The 24,749-nt window shown below is 43.0% G+C and carries 25 protein-coding genes; 18 read left to right on the forward strand and 7 right to left on the reverse strand.

Annotation, left to right across the window (positions count from 1 at the left end; genetic code table 11):
* On the reverse strand, window positions 1-966 hold a 966-nt coding region (locus tag CK503_RS02375; protein ID WP_141239864.1), incomplete at its 3' end, for a CARDB domain-containing protein.
* A gap of 806 nt (window positions 967-1,772) precedes the next feature.
* Between CK503_RS02375 and CK503_RS02385 the strand changes: the two genes are divergently transcribed.
* From CK503_RS02385 to CK503_RS02390, 3 genes are all read left to right on the forward strand, one after another.
* Window positions 1,773-2,930 carry a phospholipase D-like domain-containing protein gene (locus CK503_RS02385; RefSeq protein ID WP_095605195.1) on the forward strand — a complete coding sequence of 386 codons (1,158 nt, stop codon included), beginning with the start codon at window positions 1,773-1,775 and terminating at the stop codon, window positions 2,928-2,930.
* A gap of 49 nt (window positions 2,931-2,979) precedes the next feature.
* The gene (locus CK503_RS16535) at window positions 2,980-3,087 is read left to right on the forward strand and encodes a hypothetical protein (RefSeq protein ID WP_491523058.1); all 108 of its coding nucleotides are present in this window, start codon (window positions 2,980-2,982) and stop codon (window positions 3,085-3,087) included.
* Window positions 3,088-3,151: 64 nt separating this feature from the next.
* Complete coding sequence (locus CK503_RS02390; RefSeq protein WP_095605196.1) at window positions 3,152-4,072, forward strand: isoaspartyl peptidase/L-asparaginase family protein; 921 nt, start codon at window positions 3,152-3,154, stop codon at window positions 4,070-4,072.
* Here the strand turns inward: CK503_RS02390 and CK503_RS02395 are convergent.
* Window positions 4,056-4,940 carry a cyanophycinase gene (locus CK503_RS02395; protein WP_095605197.1) on the reverse strand — a complete coding sequence of 295 codons (885 nt, stop codon included), beginning with the start codon at window positions 4,938-4,940 and terminating at the stop codon, window positions 4,056-4,058. The genes CK503_RS02390 and CK503_RS02395 overlap by 17 nt on opposite strands.
* A 401-nt stretch (window positions 4,941-5,341) precedes the next feature.
* On the opposite strand from CK503_RS02395, the gene cphA reads away from it, so the two are divergent.
* From cphA to CK503_RS02410, 3 genes are all read left to right on the forward strand, one after another.
* On the forward strand, window positions 5,342-8,005 hold the full coding sequence (gene cphA / locus CK503_RS02400) for a cyanophycin synthetase (RefSeq protein ID WP_095605198.1): 2,664 nt from the start codon (window positions 5,342-5,344) through the stop codon (window positions 8,003-8,005).
* Window positions 8,006-8,170: 165 nt separating this feature from the next.
* On the forward strand, window positions 8,171-8,650 hold the full coding sequence (locus CK503_RS02405; RefSeq protein WP_217988314.1) for an MgtC/SapB family protein: 480 nt from the start codon (window positions 8,171-8,173) through the stop codon (window positions 8,648-8,650).
* A 217-nt stretch (window positions 8,651-8,867) separates the two neighbouring features.
* Complete coding sequence (locus tag CK503_RS02410) at window positions 8,868-9,110, forward strand: DUF4235 domain-containing protein (protein WP_095605200.1); 243 nt, start codon at window positions 8,868-8,870, stop codon at window positions 9,108-9,110.
* A 33-nt stretch (window positions 9,111-9,143) separates the two neighbouring features.
* On the opposite strand, the gene CK503_RS02415 is transcribed toward CK503_RS02410, so the two are convergent.
* On the reverse strand, window positions 9,144-9,716 hold the full coding sequence (locus CK503_RS02415) for a hypothetical protein (RefSeq protein WP_095605201.1): 573 nt from the start codon (window positions 9,714-9,716) through the stop codon (window positions 9,144-9,146).
* A gap of 857 nt (window positions 9,717-10,573) precedes the next feature.
* Between CK503_RS02415 and CK503_RS02420 the strand changes: the two genes are divergently transcribed.
* From CK503_RS02420 to CK503_RS02435, 4 genes are all read left to right on the forward strand, one after another.
* Window positions 10,574-10,915, forward strand: coding sequence for a P-II family nitrogen regulator (locus tag CK503_RS02420; protein WP_095605202.1), 342 nt, complete (start codon window positions 10,574-10,576; stop codon window positions 10,913-10,915).
* A gap of 102 nt (window positions 10,916-11,017) precedes the next feature.
* A complete protein-coding gene (locus CK503_RS02425; protein ID WP_095605203.1) occupies window positions 11,018-11,500 on the forward strand; it encodes a hypothetical protein in 483 nt (160 codons plus the stop codon).
* Between the two features lie 35 nt (window positions 11,501-11,535).
* Entirely contained in the window at window positions 11,536-11,757 is a 222-nt protein-coding gene (locus CK503_RS02430; protein WP_095605204.1) for an SHOCT domain-containing protein, read from the forward strand.
* 97 nt (window positions 11,758-11,854) lie between these two features.
* Window positions 11,855-12,421, forward strand: a complete 567-nt coding sequence (locus tag CK503_RS02435; protein ID WP_095605205.1) for a class I SAM-dependent methyltransferase — start codon at window positions 11,855-11,857, stop codon at window positions 12,419-12,421.
* A gap of 82 nt (window positions 12,422-12,503) precedes the next feature.
* Here CK503_RS02435 and CK503_RS02440 read toward each other — a convergent pair whose 3' ends face one another.
* The 4 genes from CK503_RS02440 to CK503_RS02455 form a co-directional block, all read right to left on the reverse strand.
* Window positions 12,504-13,013 carry a helix-turn-helix transcriptional regulator gene (locus tag CK503_RS02440; protein ID WP_095605206.1) on the reverse strand — a complete coding sequence of 170 codons (510 nt, stop codon included), beginning with the start codon at window positions 13,011-13,013 and terminating at the stop codon, window positions 12,504-12,506.
* 10 nt (window positions 13,014-13,023) lie between these two features.
* Window positions 13,024-13,761: a cytochrome b/b6 domain-containing protein gene (locus CK503_RS02445; protein WP_095605207.1), complete on the reverse strand. Its 738-nt coding sequence runs from the start codon at window positions 13,759-13,761 to the stop codon at window positions 13,024-13,026.
* 217 nt (window positions 13,762-13,978) lie between these two features.
* On the reverse strand, window positions 13,979-15,427 hold the full coding sequence (locus CK503_RS02450) for a sensor histidine kinase (RefSeq protein WP_095605208.1): 1,449 nt from the start codon (window positions 15,425-15,427) through the stop codon (window positions 13,979-13,981).
* Entirely contained in the window at window positions 15,420-16,142 is a 723-nt protein-coding gene (locus tag CK503_RS02455; RefSeq protein ID WP_095605209.1) for a response regulator transcription factor, read from the reverse strand. Before CK503_RS02455 ends, CK503_RS02450 begins: the two co-directional genes overlap by 8 nt.
* A gap of 170 nt (window positions 16,143-16,312) precedes the next feature.
* On the opposite strand from CK503_RS02455, the gene CK503_RS02460 reads away from it, so the two are divergent.
* The 8 genes from CK503_RS02460 to CK503_RS02495 all read left to right on the forward strand — a co-directional run bounded on the left by CK503_RS02460 (window position 16,313) and on the right by CK503_RS02495 (window position 24,715).
* The gene (locus tag CK503_RS02460) at window positions 16,313-16,933 is read left to right on the forward strand and encodes a hypothetical protein (protein ID WP_141239866.1); all 621 of its coding nucleotides are present in this window, start codon (window positions 16,313-16,315) and stop codon (window positions 16,931-16,933) included.
* 154 nt (window positions 16,934-17,087) lie between these two features.
* Entirely contained in the window at window positions 17,088-18,875 is a 1,788-nt protein-coding gene (locus CK503_RS02465; protein ID WP_095605211.1) for a copper resistance system multicopper oxidase, read from the forward strand.
* 356 nt (window positions 18,876-19,231) lie between these two features.
* Window positions 19,232-19,879: a copper resistance protein B gene (locus CK503_RS02470; RefSeq protein ID WP_255233327.1), complete on the forward strand. Its 648-nt coding sequence runs from the start codon at window positions 19,232-19,234 to the stop codon at window positions 19,877-19,879.
* Window positions 19,880-20,013: 134 nt separating this feature from the next.
* Window positions 20,014-20,148 carry an SHOCT domain-containing protein gene (locus CK503_RS16220; RefSeq protein WP_217988315.1) on the forward strand — a complete coding sequence of 45 codons (135 nt, stop codon included), beginning with the start codon at window positions 20,014-20,016 and terminating at the stop codon, window positions 20,146-20,148.
* A gap of 6 nt (window positions 20,149-20,154) precedes the next feature.
* Window positions 20,155-21,621, forward strand: a complete 1,467-nt coding sequence (locus tag CK503_RS02480; RefSeq protein WP_095605214.1) for a multicopper oxidase family protein — start codon at window positions 20,155-20,157, stop codon at window positions 21,619-21,621.
* A gap of 74 nt (window positions 21,622-21,695) precedes the next feature.
* Window positions 21,696-22,904, forward strand: a complete 1,209-nt coding sequence (locus CK503_RS02485; protein ID WP_095605215.1) for a permease — start codon at window positions 21,696-21,698, stop codon at window positions 22,902-22,904.
* Window positions 22,905-23,069: 165 nt separating this feature from the next.
* Complete coding sequence (locus CK503_RS02490; protein ID WP_095605216.1) at window positions 23,070-23,609, forward strand: DUF305 domain-containing protein; 540 nt, start codon at window positions 23,070-23,072, stop codon at window positions 23,607-23,609.
* A 35-nt stretch (window positions 23,610-23,644) separates the two neighbouring features.
* Window positions 23,645-24,715: a DUF2231 domain-containing protein gene (locus tag CK503_RS02495; RefSeq protein ID WP_095605217.1), complete on the forward strand. Its 1,071-nt coding sequence runs from the start codon at window positions 23,645-23,647 to the stop codon at window positions 24,713-24,715.
* Window positions 24,716-24,749: the final 34 nt, after the last annotated feature.

The following is a 24,749-nucleotide window of genomic DNA, read 5'->3' on the forward strand; positions in this document are numbered from 1 at the left end:
GGCCGCCATTCCGCTGACGGATTTGCTGGCCACTTGCGTGTTGTCGGTGCGATCCCGGAGAGTTACCGTAAATCCATCGGTCGCATCCTTGTTGCCGGTATTACCCACCGTTACCGAAACGTCCACCTGATCTCCCCGAGTAACCTCCGTGGGAGCCTCCATGGCGCTCACTGCAATGTCGGCAACCGGGGTTTCGTTGATATTCACGCTGGTCGTTCGGGAATCGTTGGCTGTGTTCTCGTCGTCAAAGTCGTGGCGGGCCTCCAGCTCGTGGCCTCCCAGCGACAATCCCTGGGTATCCCAGCTAAAGATCAGGGTGGTAGAATCTCCTTTTGCGAATTCGCCTTCAATTTCTTGGGTACCTAAGGCCTCCCCATCAGTTAAGTCATTTAACGTGATAGTAATTGATTCATCTACGTCCTGACTTCCAACATTTTTTACATCAACTTCAACGTCAACAACTTTACCTTTTTCTATCATATCCGGGAGTCTGACATCAGAAACAGCGATATCAGTACTATCCAACTCACTTACTGTAACAGTCGTTGCCAACGAGTCATTAGCGGCATTATCATCCTCAAAGGTATGTTTTGCAACAAGAATATGCTCTCCTATGGTAACATCCCCCGTATCCCAACTATAACTGACTTGAATAGAATCCTCGGGAGCCAAACTGGAAGCTATGGTCTTGTTACCAATTATAACTTCCTGGCTCTGATTATTAAGTGATATTTCAAATTCTTCATCTACGGTACTTATACCAGAATTCGTAACAATAACATCAACAGTTACTGTTTCTCCCTGTTTCACCAATGGTGTTGTTTCAATGGCTAAAATAGAAATATCGTTATCGGGGCCAACCACATCAGAAACTGAATCAGAAAATGAATCAGAATCTTTACCCCCCAAAAGGTCGCAGGATGCAATTGCCAAAGTAGCGAATAGTATAAAAATGATTTTTTTCATCAATGCTTCGAATAAAAATTATACTGTCATTTCGATATCAAATGGGTGTAGTTTTTAGATACTTTTACCGCTTTCCCCATTTATTCTCTTGTCTTTTGCATGATGACTGCTACATTTTTGATTACAAACCAGAAACAATCTTTATCATTGGATACTTGTTTGAAATCAAATTATATGAACACACTACCTTTGGTAGTATAATTGTTGAAAAGGAACTTTTAGACTTCCTCTCTCATATTCATCCCAGTGTTATTCAGCGCTATTCAACAAGTATTTAAATCTACATTTATTATATAGATTTTGCTTTAAACTGCACTCAGTTGGTAACTCTTAGTTACCTTTAAGATCAGTACTATTAACCGGATAAGTGTTATATAATGACATGAAATTGTTACAAATTTTACAGATAAATAGACCTCAAAGAAGCACATCAAAATAAATTTGCAATAACTTATATTACTGGCGCTTACATATTTATCAGAATAGAAGTAGACATCTAAGGGAGGCTTAATTAGAAACCGTAAAATATGTAAACTAATTTGAGTGATCTGTAATGCTATTCATGTCTCAATTAGTAAGATTTGTTTAGAAACATTTTTTCAGAAATAACCTTAGGATTAATAAAACGGAACCATCATCAAACATAATGAGTGGTCTTAATGATGCTATCAAAGCAGCTAAAAAAGGTTGGATTAACATAATTGATTTGTAACTGTTGGTAATGCGTATGATTGTATTTCCAACAGTACCATTTAGCTATCAATTTTTTGCCACATTCATCGTAAAACAGAGGAATAAGCACTGGTTTGAGTTCTTCATTTGATTACTACAAAGGGTTGCTTGAACAAACGCTCGGCATTCCATTTACGTCGGGCAATAACATTCAGGTGTTAAAAAACGGCGACGAGATCTTTCCCGCCATGCTGGAGGCAATACATCAGGCAGAGGAAAGGGTCGAGTTTCTTACATTCGTATACTGGACTGGCAACATCGCCCAAAAATTCGCCAAAGCACTAGCCCAAAAAGCAGAAGAAGGGGTTGAGGTATTTGTGATCTTGGATAGTTTTGGGGCTGCAGAAATGCCACAAGAACTCTTGCAATTGATGAAAGAAAAAGGGGTTCAGGTTGAATTCTTCCGTCCGCTGACGCAATGGAAGATCTGGAAAATGGATAACCGGACCCATCGAAAAGTACTCATTTGCGACGGGGAGATAGCATTTACGGGCGGGGTTGGAATTGCCAGCGAGTGGGAAGGCGATGCCAGAAATGAAAATGAATGGAGAGATACACACTTTCTCATAAAAGGACCGGCAGTATTTGGTCTTCAAGCTGCATTTCTGGAAAACTGGATTGAGGTGGGACGTCCGCTCAAATTTGATCACACGATTAAAGGGGAAGCTGACCCAAATCAAGAAGTGGCTGTTCAGGTAATTCGCACATCAGTGTCGGTTCGGTGGAGTGATATTGTGATGCTATATCAGACACTGATTAAGATGGCACGAGACAGCATCCGCATCACAACCGCCTACTTTAATCCGAATTCGGTTATCATTGACCTATTGAAAGACGCAGCCGGTCGGGGAGTGAACATCCAGATCATGATGCCCGGAAAGACGACCGATATGGAAATTGCGAAAATTGCAGGAGATGAGTCCTTCGATACACTGTTAGACGCCGGAATCGATCTGTTTTACTATCAAAAAACGATGCTTCATGCCAAAGTCATCACCATAGATGGAATACTAAGCTGTATAGGTTCGGCCAATTTCAATCACCGATCAATGCTCAAAGATGATGAGATCAATGTTGTCATTCTTGATGAAGGGGTAACCGGAGAACTAAATAACCACTTTGTGGAGGATCTTGAACACTGTGAAAAAATAAAAAAAGGACAGTGGGAAAAGAGAAGTCTCCTAAAAAGAGCCTCGGAAAAAGTTACGAATCTTTTTGATGATGAGATATAAATTAAGGGAAACAAGTGTGTCGGACTTAAACCAGATAAAAGCTGTGATTATGGAAACCACCGGTGACATATCGGTTCTTCACAGTAATAACTCTTCACAAAATCTTGATGATTTTTTACTATCCGATGTAAAGGGTTGGAACGTAGAACAAAGGTGATAATACATTGCACAATGTTTCTTAATTACCGGTCTAAGCACATAATATCAATAATTAAAAAATCATGAAATTACCTGCAATAGCTATTCACGGTGGATCAGGGACAATAGCTTTCGATACCGAAGATTCTGAACAAAAGAAACAATACCTGGAAGCTCTGAACAATGCATTAGACGAGGGTTTTTACATGTTGACGGAAGGGTATCCGGCTATAGAATGTGTATCTAAAGCGGTAACGGTATTGGAAGACTGCGACCTGTTCAACGCAGGAAAGGGATCGGTATTTACAGCAAAGGGTCAGCATGAGATGGATGCAGCCATCATGGATGGAAAGACTCTTGAAGCGGGGGCAGTCACGGGACTGCGGGGGGTCAAAAATCCGGTTTTAGTGGCTTACGATGTTCTTCAAAACACCCCTTTTGTTATGATTGCAGGAGAGGAAGCCATAGAATATGCGCGCCAAAAAGAGTTCAAATTTGAGACGGATTCCTATTTCTTTACACAGCTCCGGTACGATCAGTGGCAGGAAATCAAGGGAGATGATGAGATGAAGCTGGACCATTCCGGGGAAGGAGCAAAATTTGGTACGGTGGGAGCTGTTGCCGTGGATAAGGAAGGAAATGTAGCCGCTGCAACATCAACAGGTGGAATGACAAACAAAGCTTGGGGGCGGGTGGGCGACAGTCCCCTTATTGGAGCTGGAACCTATGCAAACAACAAAACCTGCGCGATATCCTGTACGGGCCACGGTGAGTATTTTATTCGCGGAGTAGTTGCCTATGACGTCTCCTGCTTGATGGAATATGGCGGCAAGAACCTTAAGCAGGCTGCGAATAAAGTCATACATAAAAAAATGAAAGGGATGGGTGGTAAAGGTGGATTAATCGCTATTGATTCCTCAGGAGATATCTGTATGCCTTTTAATACCGAAGGGATGTACAGAGGCATGAAAAATAAAAGGAATACGATTACCCGGATTCTTTGACTTCAGATTTATGATGTCTTGTATCATAGTGAATCTCAGCAACCTTCTCCCGAATGTTATATCTGTCCTGAGTGGCCAGGATATGTACTGTTAAATTGGCAAGAGAGATCGGAATCCTATTTCTCAATTTTTCATATTGATTATATATGAGGTTACTACCGTCAAAAATTACAACTATTCCCGACCCAATAATTTCTAAAATATTTCCTTCTCTAACTATAACAGCCGTATCTTCGCCCAACCCCACTCCCAGTTTATCGGGATGCAGGGCAGCAGCCTCTGAAAGCCTGCCAAATCGTTGTCGTTTAATGAAATGGCTGTCGAAAATAATCTCACTGATCAGCCCAAGTCCTTTCCCCATTTTAAGATCATTCTTTCTTATAATGGTGCCATTTCGCCCGCCGGAAATCATCTCCTCAGACATAACAACGGCCCCGGCGCTGGTTCCCGCTATGGTAAACTCTTCATTGTGATAGCGTTCACAGAGCAATTGATGAGCCAATGTATCTTTTAAAATTCGGCTGAGCTTACGCTGATCTCCCCCTGAAAAAAGGATGATATCCGAACTGCCTATCCGATCAAGGATGGAAGATTTATCTGCTTCATCACGATCACGGATATCTAAAATGCCTACATTATCCACACCAAGCCTTAAAAAGGATTCTTTATACTTTTCCCCAACGATCATAGGTATTTCAGAGGCACTGGTGATCACCTCTATTCGCGGTTCAGAAACTTCGGAATTGTTAATGATATCCTGAAGGATGAATCCCTCCCCAAAATCAGGTTGAAAACGCTCATCTGTTTTTTTAAATCTCTTTTGCTCATTGCCGCCAATAGCAATCAGCGTTCCTTTTGGTGTCTTCATTTGAATGGGGTGTACATGATTTGATCACAATAGTACAAGGTAACTAACTTTTGCTTAGCAAATTACCCTTTGTTTGATACCTCATTCTATAAATGACCCAAGCAGCCGACCTTTTTACAATCTAAAGAGGGCTTAAAAACCAAGGAGTTTGTTAATGCCAAATCAGAGAGAAGTAAAAAAAACACAGTATAAAGCCTCATGTACATATTTTGCCCCATTTATAGCTCCAGCTTTTGGTGAGAGGCCGATTTTGAAAAGTCCGCCTTGAAACTATTTGGCATGAGTGAGGTAGTAAGATATATGTAACAATAAGTTGTCTTTCTGTAACTTCAAATCACCGTCTGTTTAATAAATTAAGCATTCAACATATTGTGAGAATAAAATTTCAAAATTGAACTCTGATGAACACCCTGAATATTAATGTCACGTGTGGTCCCAATAAATGGTCTGTAAAAAGACACCGGCTTGTAGTAATGCAGCTGGATATTGGAGATCTGGAATATCAGCCTACAAATGAAATAGAAGGGTTTTATGACCGTATAACTGAACTCATTCCCAGCCTTTACGAGCACCACTGTTCGGAAGGGAAGCCGGGCGGTTTTTTTGCCCGGGTAAAGGATGGAACTTGGATGGGGCACGTCATAGAGCATATTGCAATAGAATTGCAGGCTTTGGCCGGTATAGAGTCAGGCTTTGGCCGAACCCGCGGAACCGGTGAAAAGGGGCACTATTATGTGGTGTTTGATTGTGGAGATGAAGAGTCCGGCCGACTTGTCGCTGAAAAAGCTGTTTTAATAGCACAAAACCTGGTTGATGGAGCTGAAACAGATATAAATCAGCATGTTGAAGAGATCAGAATAACCCATGCTGAAAATACTCCCGGCCCCAGTACTGCATCGATTCTAAGGGAGACTGCAGAACGTGATATTCCAACTATTAAACTTGAAGACAACTCTTCCTGGCAATTGGGCTATGGTTGTAATCAAAAAAGAATTGCGGCTACAATTACCTCTTCAACCAGCCATACTGCTGTTGAAACAGCGTGTAATAAAGAGCATTGCCGTGATCTTTTAGAGAGCATGTCGGTGCCTATTGCCGATGGTACGGCCATAGATTCATTAGATAAACTAAAAGATTCCATTGATTCCTTGGGGTTTCCCCTCGTCATTAAACCGGCAGATGGTAACCAGGGACGTGGAGTGACAACAAATATCACAACATTTGAGCAAGCCAAGAAAGCCTTCCAGTTTGCATCAACTGTTTGTGAGCGGGTTATCGTTGAAAGATATATTCCCGGTTTCGACTACCGTCTTCTTATGGTTGATGGAAAATTAGCCGCTGCCGCCAAACGTACACCGCCCCATGTGGTTGGTGATGGTGAGTCATCTATTCAGCAATTAATTAATGAAGTAAATCGCGATCCCAACCGGGGCGAAGGTCATGAGAACGTTCTTACAAAAATTCAAGTAGGGCCTACTGCGAAGTCCATACTATCCCAAAAAAACTACCCCCTTAACACCGTCCTGAAAAACGAGGAAACACTTTATTTAGATTATGCGGCCAACCTTAGCAAAGGAGGAACTGCAGAAGATGTGACCGATAACGTCCATCCGGATGTGGTAAAAGTAGCCGAAAGAGTAAGTAAAATAACAGGACTCGATATTTGTGGTATTGACCTGATGGCTCAAACTTTAAAAAAACCTCTTGTTGAAACAGGAGGCGTGGTGCTGGAGGTGAATGCCGCACCAGGATTTCGAATGCACCTTGCTCCCTCAAAAGGAAAACCCCGGAATGTAGCCTCACCCGTAATAGATATGTTATTCCCAGAGAATAAGAGCCCCCGGATCCCCATCTTTGCTGTAACAGGCACCAATGGAAAAACAACCACAACAAGATTGATTTCACATATCATGAAAGAGGCTGGGCGCCGGGTAGGATACACTTCAACAGATGGGGTTTATGTAAACGATGAACGACTTATGAAAGGAGACTGCGGGGGACCCAAAAGTGCTCAACTTATTTTGAAAGATCCTACCGTAGACACCGCTGTACTTGAGTGTGCAAGAGGTGGGATTCTGCGGGCCGGACTCGGGTTTGATCGATGTGATGTTGCTGTTGTTACGAATGTAACTGCCGACCACCTTGGAATGAAAGGAATCAATACTCTCGATCAGATGGCACACGTGAAATCAGTGGTACCGGAAAGCGTACATCCCGGAGGGTATGCCATCCTCAATGCCGACGATGACAGAGTATACGCGATGCGGAAAAATGTTAGTTGCACGCTGGTACTCTTCTCAACAAAAGATGACAGTACGCGACTGAATAAGCACCGTGAAGCCGGTGGCATATGTGCAGTTTATACGGACAATACCGTTACCATCTGGGACGGACCGGAGACACACACCATCGAACATATTGAGAATATACCACTCAGCTTTGGCGGACGGGCCGGTTTTATGATTGAGAACATACTGGCAGCTGTTGCAACGGTTTATACACAAAAGATATCTCCTGAAGTAATTCGCAGATCACTAAGAAGTTTTATGCCTTCACCGGAACATACCCCCGGCAGGATGAACCTGTTTCAATTTGAAGACTACGATGTTCTGGTAGACTACTGTCATAATCCTGCGGGTCTGGTTGCCATCAAAGAATTTATAGATAACTCTTCCTACGAATATAAAACGGGCATCATAGCTGGCATCGGAGATCGAAGAGAAGAAGATAGTTTTGAGATTGGCCGGATCTCGGCGGAAATATTTTACAAAATTATAATACGCGAAGATGCCGACTTGAGGGGGAAAGACGCCGGAGAGTCATCAGCAATCGTAAAACGAGGTATTAATAGTTCCTGCTTTAATCCGCCCGTAGCGTATATTTCAGATGAAAAACAGGCACTGCTATTTGCGATGGAAAATGCACTGCCGGGCACCCTTGTTATGCTCTGTGTAGAAAAAATAGAAGAGGTGATCAGCATGCTAAAATTGATGCAGTCGCGAGAGAGACAAAAACAGACCAAGCCGACCAGCAAGGTTATGCTTATGAAAAAAAAATCTTTCTGAAGAGATGGATTTTTTGCAAGAGTAAAACCATAAAACGAATGCTTCCGGTTTCCGTGTTATGATTTCTATAGATATAACAAGATGCACCGGGCTGACTTATGTTAATCACCAGGTTAATATCTAACATCTTCCAAAAAAATTAAAAAAGACACCATGGAATATGATATGATTTGGATTCCTATACTGAATGTGGTTTACTCCATGTTTTTAGGAGGGGTAATTGGTTTCGAAAGAGAGCTGGCCGAGAAACCGGCCGGACTTCGCACACATATGTTAGTTGCCGGATCTGCCACCTTGCTAATTATATTGGGTGACATCATGATAAATAATTACAGCGGTGGAGCTGTCTCGGATATCATACAGGCTGACCCAATCCGTATTATGGAAGCTATTATCACAGGTATTAGCTTTCTCGGAGCAGGTACAATAATTTTCAAAAATCAGGAGGAAACTGTAGAAGGATTAACCACAGCAGCTTCTATTTTATTTGCATCAGCGATCGGTATTGCGGTGGCTATACATCAATATCTTTTTAGTGGCATTCTTACGTTTATGGCTATCTTAATATTGCTCGGAGTTGGCTATGTTGAACGGTTTATTATATGGGTACGACCTTATATATATGATAAAAAAACAGATGGTTAGAGAAAAACACCCATACAGTCTCTAACAGGTTATCAAGCTACTTCAAAACAGCTATAATTGACAAAACCCACAACATTGAAAGAAGAAGACATCAAGAAATTTGGGAAAGATAGGGCAATTCAAGACTTCTTGAAATAATTTTAGGTTTCGTAGTTAAAGAAACTATTTGGCCCACAACAAGTTAGAATAGCAATGTGAACTATAAAGCATAATCATCATGAATGATAACACAGTAAAAAAATTAATCGCAGCCAGTGCCTCAGTCATCGTTGGATATACCTTAAAACAGTTAGCACAAAAAAAGTGGAAGGATGTATATGATGAAGAACCACCCACAACTCATCCATCCGAAGAGATTAATTGGAAAAAGGTTATTATTTGGAGCGTAGTTACCGGTACCGTTATTAGCTCTGCCAAACTGGCTACCAAGCGGTACCTTACCCACAAGTTGGATGCCTGAACGTGATGGCATGGGGTAATTACTTGTCCCGCTTTACTCTTCCTCTTCGGCACGAATGATTTGGCTTTCTTTTTCTGGACCAACAGCATAAATAATATTACGAACCGCATTATACAGCATGAGTACAATAGCAATAACTGCTCCCGCCAGTATAGAAGAAATGATCAACGCCGCATAATAAAGATTATAGAACCATTGAAGGGTCCCGGAATCTGTTTCCTGAACGGGCACATTTAACAGTAAGTAAAAAAGTACGGCTGCAATAAATGTAACCATATCAACGAGGGCAATTTGTTTAATACGTTCATAATGGATCCATTTGAGTTGAGTTGTACTAGAAGAGCTCAAACCCAACAAGGTAAGCATCAGTGCAAGTACAGTTGCAAGTGCGAGCATCAGTGTGCCACTAAAGGATCGTACGTTAGGTAAAACTGTTTCCAATAAATACCGAGCTTCCGAACCACTAATTTGACCCATCATCCAGCTCCCGCCCATAATGGTTAGAGCTGCTAAGAATCCACCTATTGCAGCACGGCGGCTATCTGCCTTAAAGGCTTCTCTTTGCAGTTTATCGCTGGATTCTTTTTTCTCACTTATTTCGTTCATTTATAAAAACTTTGGAGATGATAAGTAAATGAATTATCAATTTTGTATTCATCAAAATGATTCGCACTTGCACTAATACAATCGATACCTATCGACACGACAAAGTCAAAACGCTAAATCTTTGAGAATGCCCGGATACCTAACAACTTATATCAACATTCACCTCATCACCCGGTGTTGGTTCTTGTTAAAATAACGAATGCTTTTGTCTCAGGATCGTCAATAGTGCCTATAACTGTTCAATGCCGCAAGCAGTTAAGCTTTGAAAAGATGCTTTCAAAAGAATGTTCATTTGCTCGCATACTAACTTTTAATTAGCTGATGTAACTATCACGTCTTTAATCTGTATATAAATTGAATGAGAATCGTTACAACTTCTTGGTTATGAGTTACAGATATCACTGAAGCTGAATACACATATTATTCCTGACTTCGATAAAAACACCCTTCAGACCCTTTAAAAGAAATAACGATCCGATATTTTCTAACCAAAAAACAGATAGGGAGAAATAACTGTTTTTGATGATCGGGCTGATGAATATGACCAATGGTCTGAAGAACACCCAGATTGGTCCAATCGGAGGTACCCCCCCCTCATATCAAGTTAATTTTTCTTCTTCATCCCTTATAAACTGTGCAAGTGTCAAAGCTGAAAGTTAGTCATAACTGCTCATCCGAATTAGGAGCCTTAATTTTTTCAGTTTTAATAGTTTTTATCTCCCCTCTCTCCTTTTGATTAACAAGTATTCTCATTACAAATAAAAGCCCCATATTTTTCCTAAAACTTCAACCTTTTAAGCTTAATTTAAGCAAGGTGCTCTATATTTCATTCAAACTAAAATTAAGCAGAGGTTCGCATGAAACTTGTCAAAGCTTATATCAGACCCATGGTGCTTGAAGATGTTTATACAGAACTTCGAAACAAAGGTCATACCTCAATGACGGTCTTTGAGGGCGAAGGAACAGGTCAATATACTGATCCAAAGAATAAACATGGCTCTCTGAATTTCCCCGCTATGCATACTCATGTAGTAAAATTAGAAATAGCTGCAGAATCAGAAGATATTGAGTCAATAGTTCAAACCATCCAAAAACACGCGCATACCAGACGAAAAGGAGACGGTATTATTTTTGTGACGCCCATTGAACAGGCTATCCGAATACGAGATGGTGAACAGGGATCAGATATTCTCAATTAACGGCAACAATTTAAGCTTGCTTTAAGTAAGGTATCATTACATTGAGAACAGACAAATTCAATCAGTGTTAATTTAATTAACAGAAAATTCAAGGTGGCTACTATGAAACGTTTAATCCTTACGCTCTCAATTACTCTTTTAATCGCCGGAATAACATTTGCCCAGCAAAAGCAAGGAAATATGGGTGAGAAGAAACAGCAGATGCAGGAGATGATGCAAGATTCCACCATGCGAACCATGATGATGAAACACATGGCACAGAATCCCCAAATGCGCAAGCAAATGATGCAACACATGATGAAGTCCGGAAACATGGACCACTCCAAGATGAAAGAGAATATGAAAAAGATGATGGATAATCCCCAGATGAAAGAACGCATGCAAAAGCATATGGAGATGATGCAATCCATGATGGAGGATGGAAAAATGAATCATTCCAAAATGATGGAGATGGCCGGCGACTCTTCTATGATGAAAATGCACATGACTTGTATGCAGATGATGCAGGAAGACATGATGAATCAAAAGGGAATGATGAACAAAGAATCAAAAAAAGGAAATAAGCATCAACAGCATCATAATTAATGATGCCCAAATATTGACTGCAAAATATCAGAACCATGTTTTATGATCACCACTTTATCGGAATGCACTGGGTCTGGTGGATCGTTATAACGTTGACCATATTATTTCTTGTATTTAATACCCTGCCTTTTCGTTTTTCTTCTAATTCCCGTGAAGGTCCTCTGGATATCCTGGAAAAAAGATTTGCGCGAGGGGAAATTGAAAAGGAAGAGTATCAAGAACGGAAACGCATTATTGAGGATGCTCACCAGTCCTGACAACTAATTCTAATAGCTATAAAACCACCTTATGGCCCGGAGAGGGAAACAGCACACGCGTAGTTGATACGATTTTATAGCTCCTCTCTATAACGTCATGGAGTGGCCTATTGAACAGCTGCTTCTCAAGCGCTGGCGAAAGGAGCTTTGGGATCAGATAACGGGCCCACAGGTTCTTGAAATTGGAGTGGGGACAGGCAAAAATATCCCCTACTATCCCGAAATAATTGAATTAACGGGTATTGACCTTTCCCCGGGCATGCTTAAACGTGCAAAACAACAGTTGCCCAAAAGCAAACAGGATCGTGTTGCCCTTAAAGAAATGGATGCCCAGGACATGGATTTTCCCGACAACCATTTTGAGGATGTGATTGCCACGTTCGTATTTTGCTCGGTTCCCAATCCCGTATTGGGATTAAAAGAAGCCTTACGTGTTACCCAGCCCGGTGGTAAACTGCATCTATTAGAACATATGCGTGCTAATTTTCCGGCATTAGCATCCGCAATGGATAAATTAGATAATCCCATCCATTATCTGAGTGGTGTTCATATTGCTCGCAGAACAGTTTCAAATGTCGAAAAAGCAGGATGGAATATCGAAGCCGTTCAAGACTTAACCTCCGGTGGAATTGTCAAAAAGATTGAGGCGACAAAGCCCCATTAACTTTGGATTTTTCTGTCCATAGCGGGGCCGTTTAATAAAATTATTATGTCTTTAATCTCAATATTAAATCAAAAACTATGCTTTACTGTTTGGGGAGTAATAAATCTTCAAGAAAAAAGGCGGACAACTCAGAACGACCCAATAGACCAGACTTTGTATATATTGCATTGGTTTGAGTACGAACGGTTTGTACGCTTGTATCTCTGACCTCCGCTATTTCTTTATTACTAAGCCCTTTTAATAACAAAAATGTGACATCTTTTTCTGCTTTGGTCAGACCCCAGCGATCTAACTGATTATCAATCTCGACACTCAGACCTTCCATATATTTTTTTGACACGCGCCTCCATTTCTGAGCCTCGACCTGAAGGTCCTTTGAAAACTGTTGCTCCCTGGCCAATGTACGTTGTAGCCTGAATCGCCCTCTAATTAAATAAAAAACTCCTGCCAGTGCTACCAATCCTACGATAGCTTCAATAGAAATATGCCATGTAGCAACCCCTTCAAAAAAGTCGTTGTAGATATCTACCGATGCCAAAACTGCTATTAAAAAAAGGATTGTGGCAATAACCCATCGTTCGTTGTTGTTCATTTTTTAGTTCTTAATCATTTTCCTGTTCGTGGTCTTCGTCTTCCAAAACTGACAGTGACTCGTGCTCTTCCTCACCAAGTGTTAGTTCCGTGCCAAATAAATCCAGCGTTTGGGTATTTCTATCGTACTGAGCACCCAGATAACCGAACCATAATAAAGTAACAATAATAAATAATATCCCGGCTACCGGTTTCATATTGGTGATACCAACTTTGTCCGGCAGTGCCTTCTTCTTTCCATCCATCATGCTCGACCACAGCGCATCTCTATGCTTGAGATGATGAAAAACAATACCCACTAAGTGAGTAATAACTGCAACCAAGAATACATTAGCTAATATCTCATGAGTTTCTTCATAAAAATCTGTTTCCGAACCCGATGTCATTAATACACCTGTAACGGCCAACCCAATAGCACTGATAAACATGAGTAAAGCGGCATAACTGGAAGCCGGATTATGACCCAAATACCGTTTCGTTTTTGCCATAACAGCATCCTTAACATATTTAAATAATTCTGCCGGTTTTAACTTAAAGGATGAAAATCGAGCATACGTTGATCCAATAAATCCCCATACAATTCTAAGGATTATCAAAAATACGATCGTCAAACCGGCCAGCATGTGATAAGAGAAAAGCGAGCTGTCGTCATCAACGGTTTCACCAATAATAAAAGCTGCCAGAAACAGAAAAGCGAAAAGCCAGTGAAAGAGTCTCGTTGGCCAATCGTAAACAGATGTCTTTTTCATGATAATTCTCCATAAGGTGAATATTGATTTCTGCCTCAATATTCTAAATTCACCTTAACTGCGCATCAAACAAATGATGTATAAAACACTCTTTATCTCACTGAGTAGAACAAGAAAAGATTGTTTCAGTGCATGAATTGGTAAAAAGGTTCTCGCTGTGGGAATCGGGAAACATCCATAACCGCTGATAACTGATAATTACTTAACTCAATAAAATTTACGTTCTTTTCTCCTCAACAAGTGGCAGCTCTACGACAAATGTACCCCCCTCCCCTTGGCCGTCGCTATACGCCCGAATCTTTCCATCGTACAGCTCGACAATAGCTTTCACCAAAGGTAATCCCAATCCACTCCCGGGACTTCCCTGGACATCTTGTGTATTAGCACGATAAAAACGTTCAAAGAGATGTTTTTGGGTTTCCTCATCAAATCCAATACCTGTATCACTAAGGTGGAGCACGGCCTTACTGCTGGATCGTTGCAACTGTAATTCTACGTTTCCTCCTTCCGGAGTGTATTTCAAGGCATTCTCCAAGAGATTATTGACGACTTCCTTGATATAAGTATGATGTGCGCGAATTTGTAAATTCGGGGTAATATCTACTTCCATAGCAATATCTTTATCCCGAGCCTTCTGTTGATGCTCACCTATTACCACCTCAGTAATTTGACTGATATTTACGCGTTCAGCTTCAGCCCGATGCACCGATTCTACTCTTGACAGCTGAAGCAGAAGATGCACCATCTCGCTCATGCGGCGTGTTTCTGTTAGCATCCGCTGGATGGTTTCACGATACTCTTCCTTGGACCGAGGTTTCCTAAGCATAATTTCTGCATCGCTTCGCAGAGATGAAAGTGGTGTCATAAGTTCGTGAGCTGCATCAGAGGTGAAACGCTTTTCCCGCTCAAATCCTTTTTGCAACCGATTGAGCATCATATTAAACGTTTCCGCCAGGTCGGTAAGCTCGTCCCTAACCTGATAGTTTACGGGGATGCGTTTATCAAGATCTGTGGTCGTAATTGATTTGGCAGCGTCAATAATCGAAGATACCGGGGACAATGCTCTTCGGGAAAGCCAGTATCCTCCGAGAATAGAAAATGCCACACTTATTGCTATAAGAAACAACAAATATCGTCTGAATCGACTCAGTTCGTCGTGCAGCGTCCATTCGAATCCGGTTACTTCCAGCCAGCCGTTGAGTTTCTCATTATCATCCATAATTGGATAAAACAGCGTACGTGCAGGCAGATCTTGCCACTGACTACTAAACGAGTACTCTTCCTCAACATCTGGGATATCAGTTTCCAGTGGCTGATCGGTGTCGGTAAAGTTCGGGCTCTTATACATGAGGTGTCCTTCCCTATCATATAACCGAACATAGGTTCCGTATTCTACGCCACTTTTGAGCGCTGCACTGCGACTATATTCTGACAAGTCAATAGCCAGTGTATCCCCGTCGGTATCGATATGCGGAAGCAACTGCTCAGCCTCGAACCGCAGATGGCGATCATAGTTGTGATGGATCGATTGATGAAATGATTCATACAAAAAATAGCCGAACAGGCTAAGCATCACGAATAGGCTTAGCCCATACCAAAATGCGAGTTTTTTAGAGATAGAAAGGCGATCAAAAAAGCTCGTCAAACTGCTCACAATCTTATTCATTTTCGTTCATCAGTTCATTGTTAAGTCGATATCCTGCGCCTCGTATCGTTTCAATAACTTGAGAGTGGTCATCTAAAAATGCTTTCCCACACTCTTCAAATGATTCGGCCAGCTTTTGTCGCAGTGTTGAAATCGTAGCCTCAATCGTATTATCGCTCACGTGGTAAGCCGATCCCCACACCCGCTCTGCCAACTGGGTCTTAGAGAACACCGTTTCCGGCTCGCTCAGCAACAGTTCTAACAAAATAAACTCCTTAGGCCGAAGCGATCGCTCAATTTCACATACTTTAACCCGGTGCTTGCGCGAATCCAATTCGATTGGTCCAACGGAAACAGCTTCATCATTATGCATCTCCGATGATCGCCGTCCCAACGCCCGAACGCGGGCCAGCAGTTCTTCAAACGAAAAGGGCTTGCCCATGTAATCATCGGCGCCCGCATCAAGGCCCGACACTTTGTGATCCAGGTCCCCAAGCGCCGTCAGCATAAGAACCGGGAACGTCCGATCTTCGTCGCGCCAGTGCTCCAGAATTTGCTTACCATCACGATTGGGCAGCCGCCAGTCCAGGATCACCAGATCATAATCATTCACCAACCCCTGCAGCTCCGCCTCTTCCCCATCATGCATCACTTCCACTACGTGACCTTCCTCTTCCAGTCCCCGCTTCAAATTGTTGGCCAATTGCTTTTCATCTTCCACTAAAAATATCCACATAAAAACAGATTATTTGCACCTATTCATCAAATAGCAAACGTAAGATAACAGACTCTGATCATTAATGTTTTAAGCTTGATTTAAGGTTTCAATACGTAAATTCAGTTAATCATGATTTAAGAGTTTAACATCTTCATATTACAATCAATCCACCATTCAGCTATTCTATCATGAAACATACCTACCTACTTATTCTCATTATACTAAGTACCATACTACTTTTATCAGGTTGTAAAACTTCTACGGAATCTGAAGAGCCAGCCCCTGTCTTTCCGATGTATGTAGATGACAACGGTAATGACATCAATGATTATGTCGAGCAAGAAACCCATGAATCGGGTCCCGATATTTCTACCTCCACAACCGGCCCCTCCTCTACTCCGGGTGGTGCTCCGGGCCACTCTTTTATCGATTCTGATGATGACGGTATATGCGACTATGCCCAAGATGGCACTCCAACTTGGCACAGCCCCGGATTTATCGATGATAATGATAACGGTATTTGTGACTTCTGGGATGAATCCCATCCCATGCATAGCCGGCATGATGGAATGCGTTTCCATGATGAGAATGGTAATCACATAAACGACTACTTTGAAGAAGAACCCCATCGATCAGGAGATCATGACTTTATTGATGAGAAGGAAGACGGCATTTGTGACTATGCTCAGGATGGTAGCCCCAGCTGGCATGGACCCGGCTTTATTGATAGAAACCAGAACGGGATGAGCGACCACTGGGAAAATGGAGGCCGCGGGCACGGCGGAATGATGGGGGGCGGCCATCATTAATGAAAGGAGTATCCGAATGCACTGACAACTCCTGTTAATAGCAAGTGACTAAAATATGGAATTCTTTAAGCTTTATTTAAGGTTCTCCTGTTATATTTCGGTTCTATTTTGAAATCAGATTTTTAAAGCTGATAAAAGAGGATAACAACCGGCTATGAGTGAAGATAATAACAACAATATGACGCGCCGCCGATTTCTACGATATACCGCTTCCATGGCGGCTATGGCAGGCATAAGTTCCGTTCTGCCAACGTATGCTTTTGCAGGATTTAATGATCGCGAAGTACTGACTCCCAAAGGACACGACAATATCATCGATCTGACTATTGGCAAAATGCCTCACAAGATTGATGGCCAAAAAGGAGAAGCCATCGGTATCAATGGCAGCGTACCCGGCCCCCTCATTCGCCTGCAAGAGGGACAAGACGTGATGCTGCGAGTAACGAATGAATTAGAAGAAACAACTTCTATTCACTGGCATGGAATCCTCCTGCCTTTCCAGATGGATGGCGTGCCCGGGGTCAGCTTTGACGGCATAGCTCCCGGTGAAACCTTTGAATACCAGTACCCAGTGCGACAAAACGGGACTTATTGGTATCACAGTCACTCGGGCCTGCAGGAACAGCTCGGCCACTATGGCCCCATGATCATTGATCCGGCCGAGGAAGATCCGGTCGAATATGACCGCGAATACCCGATCGTTCTTTCTGACTGGACGTTTGAAGATCCCCATGACGTGCTGGACAATGTTATATCACTGGATGCCTACTACAATTATCAACAGCGTACGCTTGGAGAGTTTTTTAAGGATATAAAAGAGAAAGGATTTGGAGATGCCGTTAAGGACTACCACTCCTTTGGAAAGATGCGTATGAAGGCAACCGACCTATTGGATATAACCGGTGCCACCTACACCTATCTGATGAATGGTCGCGACCCCGACTCCAACTGGAACGCCCTGTTCAAGAAAGGTGAAAAAGTGCGACTGCGATTTATCAATGCTTCGGCGGGTACTACGGCTTTTGACGTTCGCATTCCCGGCCTCGAAATGACGGTCGTTCAAGCTGATGGCCAAAATGTGGAGCCAGTACCCATCGATGAGTTCCGTATTGGTATTGCTGAAACCTATGATGTGATCGTAGAACCCAAAGAAGAAAAACCCTATACCATTTTTGCCGAATCCCTGGACCGCAGCGGTTATGCCCGCGGCACATTGGCTCCGCGCGAAGGAATGTCGGCCGAAGTACCTGATCTTCGTCCCCGTCCCAAGCGCGACATGAAAGACATGGGTATGGCAATGGACATGGACAATATGGATATGGAAGGCATGGACCATGGAGAAATGGATCACGGCAGCATGGAGATGTCCGACAACAGCTCTGAACCTGTCAAGCATGGGCCCGACAAGCACGGTATAGGTGCAGCAGCCATCGCCCAAAACCAGTTTAATCGACTTGATGAACCCGGCATCGGTCTTGGTAACGACGGACGCAAAGTGCTGGTGTACAATGACCTTAAAAGCCTGCGCCCCAATAAAGACACCCGTGATGCTCAGCGAGACGTAGAACTGCACCTGACCGGAAATATGGAGCGCTACATGTGGTCGTTCGACGGCAAGCAGTTTCACGAAGTGGACGGTCCAATTGAGTTCACACACAACGAGCGGCTCCGGTTGACGCTGGTAAACGACACCATGATGGAGCACCCCATCCACCTGCACGGTATGTGGATGGAGCTGGAAAACGGAAATGGACAGTATAATCCCCGACAACATACTCTGCTCGTGCAGCCGGCCCAGAGGATTTCAGCCCTTGTTACACCACGTGACAAAGGACGTTGGGCCTTCCACTGCCATATCCTGTATCACATGGAACGCGGCATGTTCCGCGTCGTCCAGGTAGCTGATGAGGACGGTAGTATTTATGGACAGGACTACTCGTAAATAGATTTTCGTAGTCAAATATATTTCAAATAATCTAAATCGTAGCTCATGGATATCAATAATCAATCCTCCTGTCCTCCTTTTCTAAGGAGGAACTCATTGATTAAAATATTGACCACTATTAAGTCCCTCTTGGAGAAGAGGGATTTAGGGAGATTGAAAAACATGGTTTGTAGCCAATAATCTATTTTAAGTCATAAGAGTATTTACAAAAGAATTCTGATATTTAAATTTCCATTAAAATGAATTCGATTAAACGCACGTCAATATTCATTCTCACTGCTTTTGTTATCATTGCAATCGGCGGCAGTTCAGCCTTTGCCCAAAAAGCACCCGAGTTCAACAACGACCTGATGATGGGCGATAAAACCTACGCCTACCTGATTGCCGACAAACTGGAGTACCGCAGCATCAATGGTTCAAATCCTGTCATGTGGGATATCAAAGGTTATATAGGCAAAGATCTGGGCAAGTTCTGGTTCAAGTCCCACGGGGAAGCGGTCCCGACCGAAAGTCAGGCACATATGGAGTTCCAGGGGTTATACAGCCGAGCCATCAGCCCCTATCTTGACGTCACCGGCGGCCTTCGTTATGATCTGGCTTATGAACATGGCAATAAATCCCGGGGATTTGCCACGGTCGGCCTTCAGGGCAAGGCACCCTATTTCATTCATTTTGAAAGCGGAATATATGTTAGTGAGGCCGGTAATATTTCTGCCGATCTGGAAGCTGAATACGATCTGCTATTTACTCAGCGACTTATCGGTCAGCCGATTTTCGAAACCAGCATTGCCCTACAGGATGTTCCCGAGTGGGGCGTCGGATCCGGATTCAATAACATCGGACTTGGCTTCCGGCTCCGCTATGAGTTCGTGCGAGAATTTGCGCCCTACATCGGCATCAATTGGGAACGTCAGCTGGGCGAAACCGCCGACATGGCTCGCGCCGGTGGCGGACATATCAGCAACTTTAGTATGCTCGGTGGGGTTCGCATGTGGTTTTAGTGGTTTATTCTACTACATTTACTAATATCAACCAACACTATGGTGAGAGTCTTATGCATGATTTTAATTTCTCTGGAGGTGGGTGGATGATGTTTTTCTGGTTGTTCATAATTATCGTACTGGTTCTTTTTGTCATGCAAGCTCTAAAAAACTCCGGTCAAAACAATCAGAACAAAGAAACACCCATGGAAATCCTTAAACGTAGGTATGCCAATGGTGAAATTGATGAAGAAGAGTTCAACAAACGAAAAAAGGAATTACTTAAATAGCGAATAATGGACCGGAAAACCTTCTTAAAGTATACGGGAGCCAGTGCTGGTTTCTTATTGGCTCCTTCTGTTATCACTTCTTGCTTGAATGCCGGTACTAATAATTCGGATATCTATCGCTATCCACTACAGCTACCTGATACCCTGAACAGTGATCAGCTGCGGGCGTCTCGCGATAACCTTACAATTGCTGAACAATATACATTAGAGGCCCTGCAGTTTAACGGAAGCCTGCCGGGACCAACCATCCGCATGAAAAGAGGAGAGCAATTTCAGGTTCAATTCCATAACGACATTGGGCAGGAAAGCATTATCCACTGGCACGGCATGATTGTACCACCTGATATGGACGGACACCCCAAGGATGTCATTTCGGAAGGAAGTTACTCTTATGATTTTAAAATCAATCAACGAGCCGGAACCTATTGGTATCATCCGCATCCACACAGAATCACAGGTCCGCAGGTTTATCGAGGCTTAGCGGGATTTTTTATCGTAACCGACGATGAAGAAGAGGCGTTAAACTTGCCTTCCGGAGATTACGAACTGCCGCTGGTCATTCAGGACCGCAAAATAGACGATTCCGGCAATATCTACTATGATCCCTCTATGCCGGAGCGCATGATGACGGGCTATTTGGGTGAGCATATTTTGGTGAACGGAGTGCCCAATCCTTATCACGAAGTACAGCCCCGCCCCTACCGGTTGCGATTGCTGAACGGTTCCAATGCCCGAATCTATAATATCGCTTTCCGCGACGATAATTCGTTTACGGTGATTGGTTCCGATGGCGGACTTTTACCTCAACCCGTTGAAACAACCGAACTCTTGCTGGCTCCCGGAGAACGTGCTGACATATTGGTGGATTTCTCCAATGGATTCAGTAATAACTCTGCAGAATTAATCAGTAAGACATTTTCCGTGCCTTCAAACGGTGGAATGATGGGAAACATGTCTCAAATGATGGGACAAGGCAGTCCGGAGCAAGGCAGCGAATTCCCACTAATGGAGTTTCGGATAGGCAATGAAATCAACTCATCCAATTTTGTAGATCTCCCTCAACAACTCTCCGAAGTCAATTTCCCCATCGAAGATAACGCTGTACGCACTCGAAGTATTGAACTGAATATGGAGATGATGACAGGTCACACCATAAATGGCCGTTTATTTGAAATGCTTCGCGTTGATGAAAAAATAACACAGGGAGATACAGAGATATGGGAATTTATCAATAATTCTGCAGTCCCTCATCCCATGCATATCCATGCTGTCCAATTTAAGGTGCTAAGCCGCAACGGAAACCGCGATCTTATTCCTACGGAAACCGGTTGGAAGGATACTGTTTTGGTGATGCCGGGTGAACGAGTTCGTGTGATTGTTACTTTCGACGCCCTAAAAGGATTATATGTATTTCACTGTCATAATCTTGAACACGAAGATGCGGGCATGATGGCAAACTTGGAAATCACTTAGGAAACCAAAACCGGTCTCAACCACCATTTATAGTTCATAATCTCAATCATCAACTATAATACTAATAGTCCAAAATGGAAACCTTTGTTGAATCTTTTGGTGAATCGGCTAAAACAGCACTGGGATTTTTCTGGAAGTCCGGCTGGGCATTTATACTTGGCTATTTTGTCAGCGGGATGATCCAGGCCTTTGTCCCCAAAAAAGAGCTCACTAAATACATGGGGGACGCCGATTTCAAAAGTATTTCGCTGTCCACCTTCTTTGGCGCAGCTTCTTCATCCTGTTCGTTTGCTGCCTTGGCCGCTGCCCGTTCCCTTGTCAAAAAGGGAGCCCATTTTGTAGCGGCGGTAGCTTTTATGTTCGCCTCTACCAACCTGGTTATTGAGCTGGGGATTTTGATTCTCATCTTTCTGGGTTGGCAATTCCTTGCCGCTGAACTTATTGGTGGACTCGTGCTCATTACCATTAGCAGCCTGCTCATCAAATGGACCTATCCGGAAAGCTGGTTGCAGGCGGCCCGTGAAAAAGTAGAACAGGAAGACGATGGCCTTACGGAAGATTTTGATTGGAAAGAGCGCATCAAAAGTAAAGAAGGTTGGCAGCTGGTTGGACACAAATTCGTCAATGACTGGAAGATGGCCTGGGAAGATATCCTGATTGGATTTACCGTCGCCGGATTTGTGGCCGTACTGGTTCCCGAGTCATTTTGGACCACCCTTTTCCTTGCTGACGCCCAGCACCTGCCCGGCTGGCTGGTGACTTTAGAGAATGCCATTGTAGCTCCATTTGTAGCTGCTTTTACCTTTATCGGATCGATGGGTAATATTCCCCTGGCTACGGTTCTCAATCAAAACGGCGTGCTCTTTGCCGGGATTATGGGATTCATCTACTCTGACCTGATGGTTCCCCCACTGGTCCATATCAACGCTAAATACTACGGTTGGCGGGTGGCGCTGTATATTGCCGGAGTAATGTTTGTCAGTATCGTTCTCACGGCTTTAATTTTGAACGGCATATTCTCCTTTCTGGATATTATCCCGGAAAGTCGGCGGGTTGTATCGGAGATCACACAATTTAAAATTGACTATACCTTCTGGATGAATCTGGTTTTCGTCTGGATCGCCGGAACACTGATATGGTTGCATAAGAAATACATGCAAACCCACGAGATGAAAATGATGGATATGGAAAGCGGTGGCAAGATTAAGAACATTGCTGTCGCAATATTTATTATCATTAATGTCTTGGGATTATCAGCATTCGTTTATACCCAACTATTTTAACTAAATGGTTTCTGTCTATGGATCGGGAACCTAAGCGAAACACAGTGATAAAAATCGCGCTGAATGGAGTGTATATCTACCCTTCTGTTAGCATGAAACTTAATTCAGTCTTATCAGCTATAAAATGATTAATAATCTTAATATCAGGAGTTGAGGATTTTTATTATGGAAAATAATAACAGCAGTTCTGCAAACTATTTTAGATTTTGCGCAATGATTCTAACCGCAATGGTTGCGATGTTCTTCCTTATGTATACAAACTCCTATCAAATTTTAGATCACGCGTGGTTTAGCGAAGAGCGGTTCTTTATGACCTTAGTTATGGGCGGCTCGATGATGATTATCATGCTGGCATTTATGCTTAAAATGTATAAAGACAGTAAGATAAATATTGCTATCTTCATCGGTGGTGCTTTATTGCTGATAGGATCAATCTGGCTGTCACGCAGTCAGATAACAATTGACGACGTTGACTATATGAAGGGCATGATACCACATCACTCAATCGCTATTCTAACCAGCGAGCGTGCCGATATTGAAGATCCCCGAGTGCAAAAACTGGCGAAGGAGATTATGGATGCACAGCGTGTAGAAATTAAAGAGATGGAATGGCTGATCAATGATATCAGAGAGAATGGTATCGCAGAAACGGAAAAAGAAGTAAAAGCACGACCGATCCCAAAATTTGCACCAACACCCGAATAAATTAGATTAAATTTTAAGAAACTGATCATACATCTATGGAATTAATTCCCGAATGGGCTCCTAACATACATCCGATTCTTGTTCACTTTCCCATTGCCATTATATTGCTGGCAGTTCTAATGGATTTGATGAACTTCTTTTTGCCTGATGATTGGTGGGATGATCTAAAATCCACTATTCTTTATGGAGTTGGGGCTATCTCAGCTATTGCGGCCTACTACTCCGGCACTTGGGCAGCCGACAGCGTCTTTCTACCATCGCAGGCACAAAACGTTTTAAATAGTCATTCCGACTGGGCTCTCTGGACTGTATGGTTCTTTGTAGGTTACGTTGTCCTGCGAATCGGGCTTCACTGGTATAAAACCTTTGATCAAATAAGCGTCAGGATGGCTGCATTTATTCTTGCCCTACCCGGGGTATTTCTACTATATGAAACCGGTGACCACGGAGCTGAATTGGTTTTTGGATATGGGGCCGGAACGGGACAGCTGCTTCAGCAAGAAGAAACGACGATTCCCGGAGATAGCCTTTCTACACAGTCAAATACTACGTTCGAGGTAACCGACAGCGGCAACTGGTCATGGGAGATCGGCCCCAATGGAGTCAGTACGCTTTTATCTCGGTTTCAATGGTTGGAGGGATCTGTCCAAGACGTGGAGCCTGTAGTTATCAATAGAGGAGAAAACCATCTTCTGAAGTTGACTGCTAATTCAACATCTAACTTCTTTGTGCAAAAACGTACTGCTCAAAACGTACAGGTCGATTACTACATGGATCTCTCTGAGTTCAGTGGAGAGGTTTCTCTTGTCAACCATGTGCAGGATGCCGAAAATTATGATTTTGTGACCTTATCCTCCGACGGCACCATATCCCAGGGACGGGTCAGTGATGGTAATCGTGAAGTCTTAGCTGAGGAATCCTACTCATCCTCCGGCATGCTATTTATCCGCACCGTTGGAAACGAAACTCATTTCCGAGCCTATATCAACAAAGAGATGGCGGTTCATGGCCACGGAAATGCCCCGGAGGCCGGCAACGTAGGACTTAAAATCGATGGAAACGGAACCATACTTATTGATAGCATTTCCTTAACACAACTCAATTAATCCCATAAAAACTTAATCTATATTGTTATTGCTA

Source organism: Fodinibius salipaludis (assembly GCF_002287075.1).
GTDB classification, from domain to species: Bacteria; Bacteroidota; Rhodothermia; order Balneolales; family Balneolaceae; genus Fodinibius; species Fodinibius salipaludis.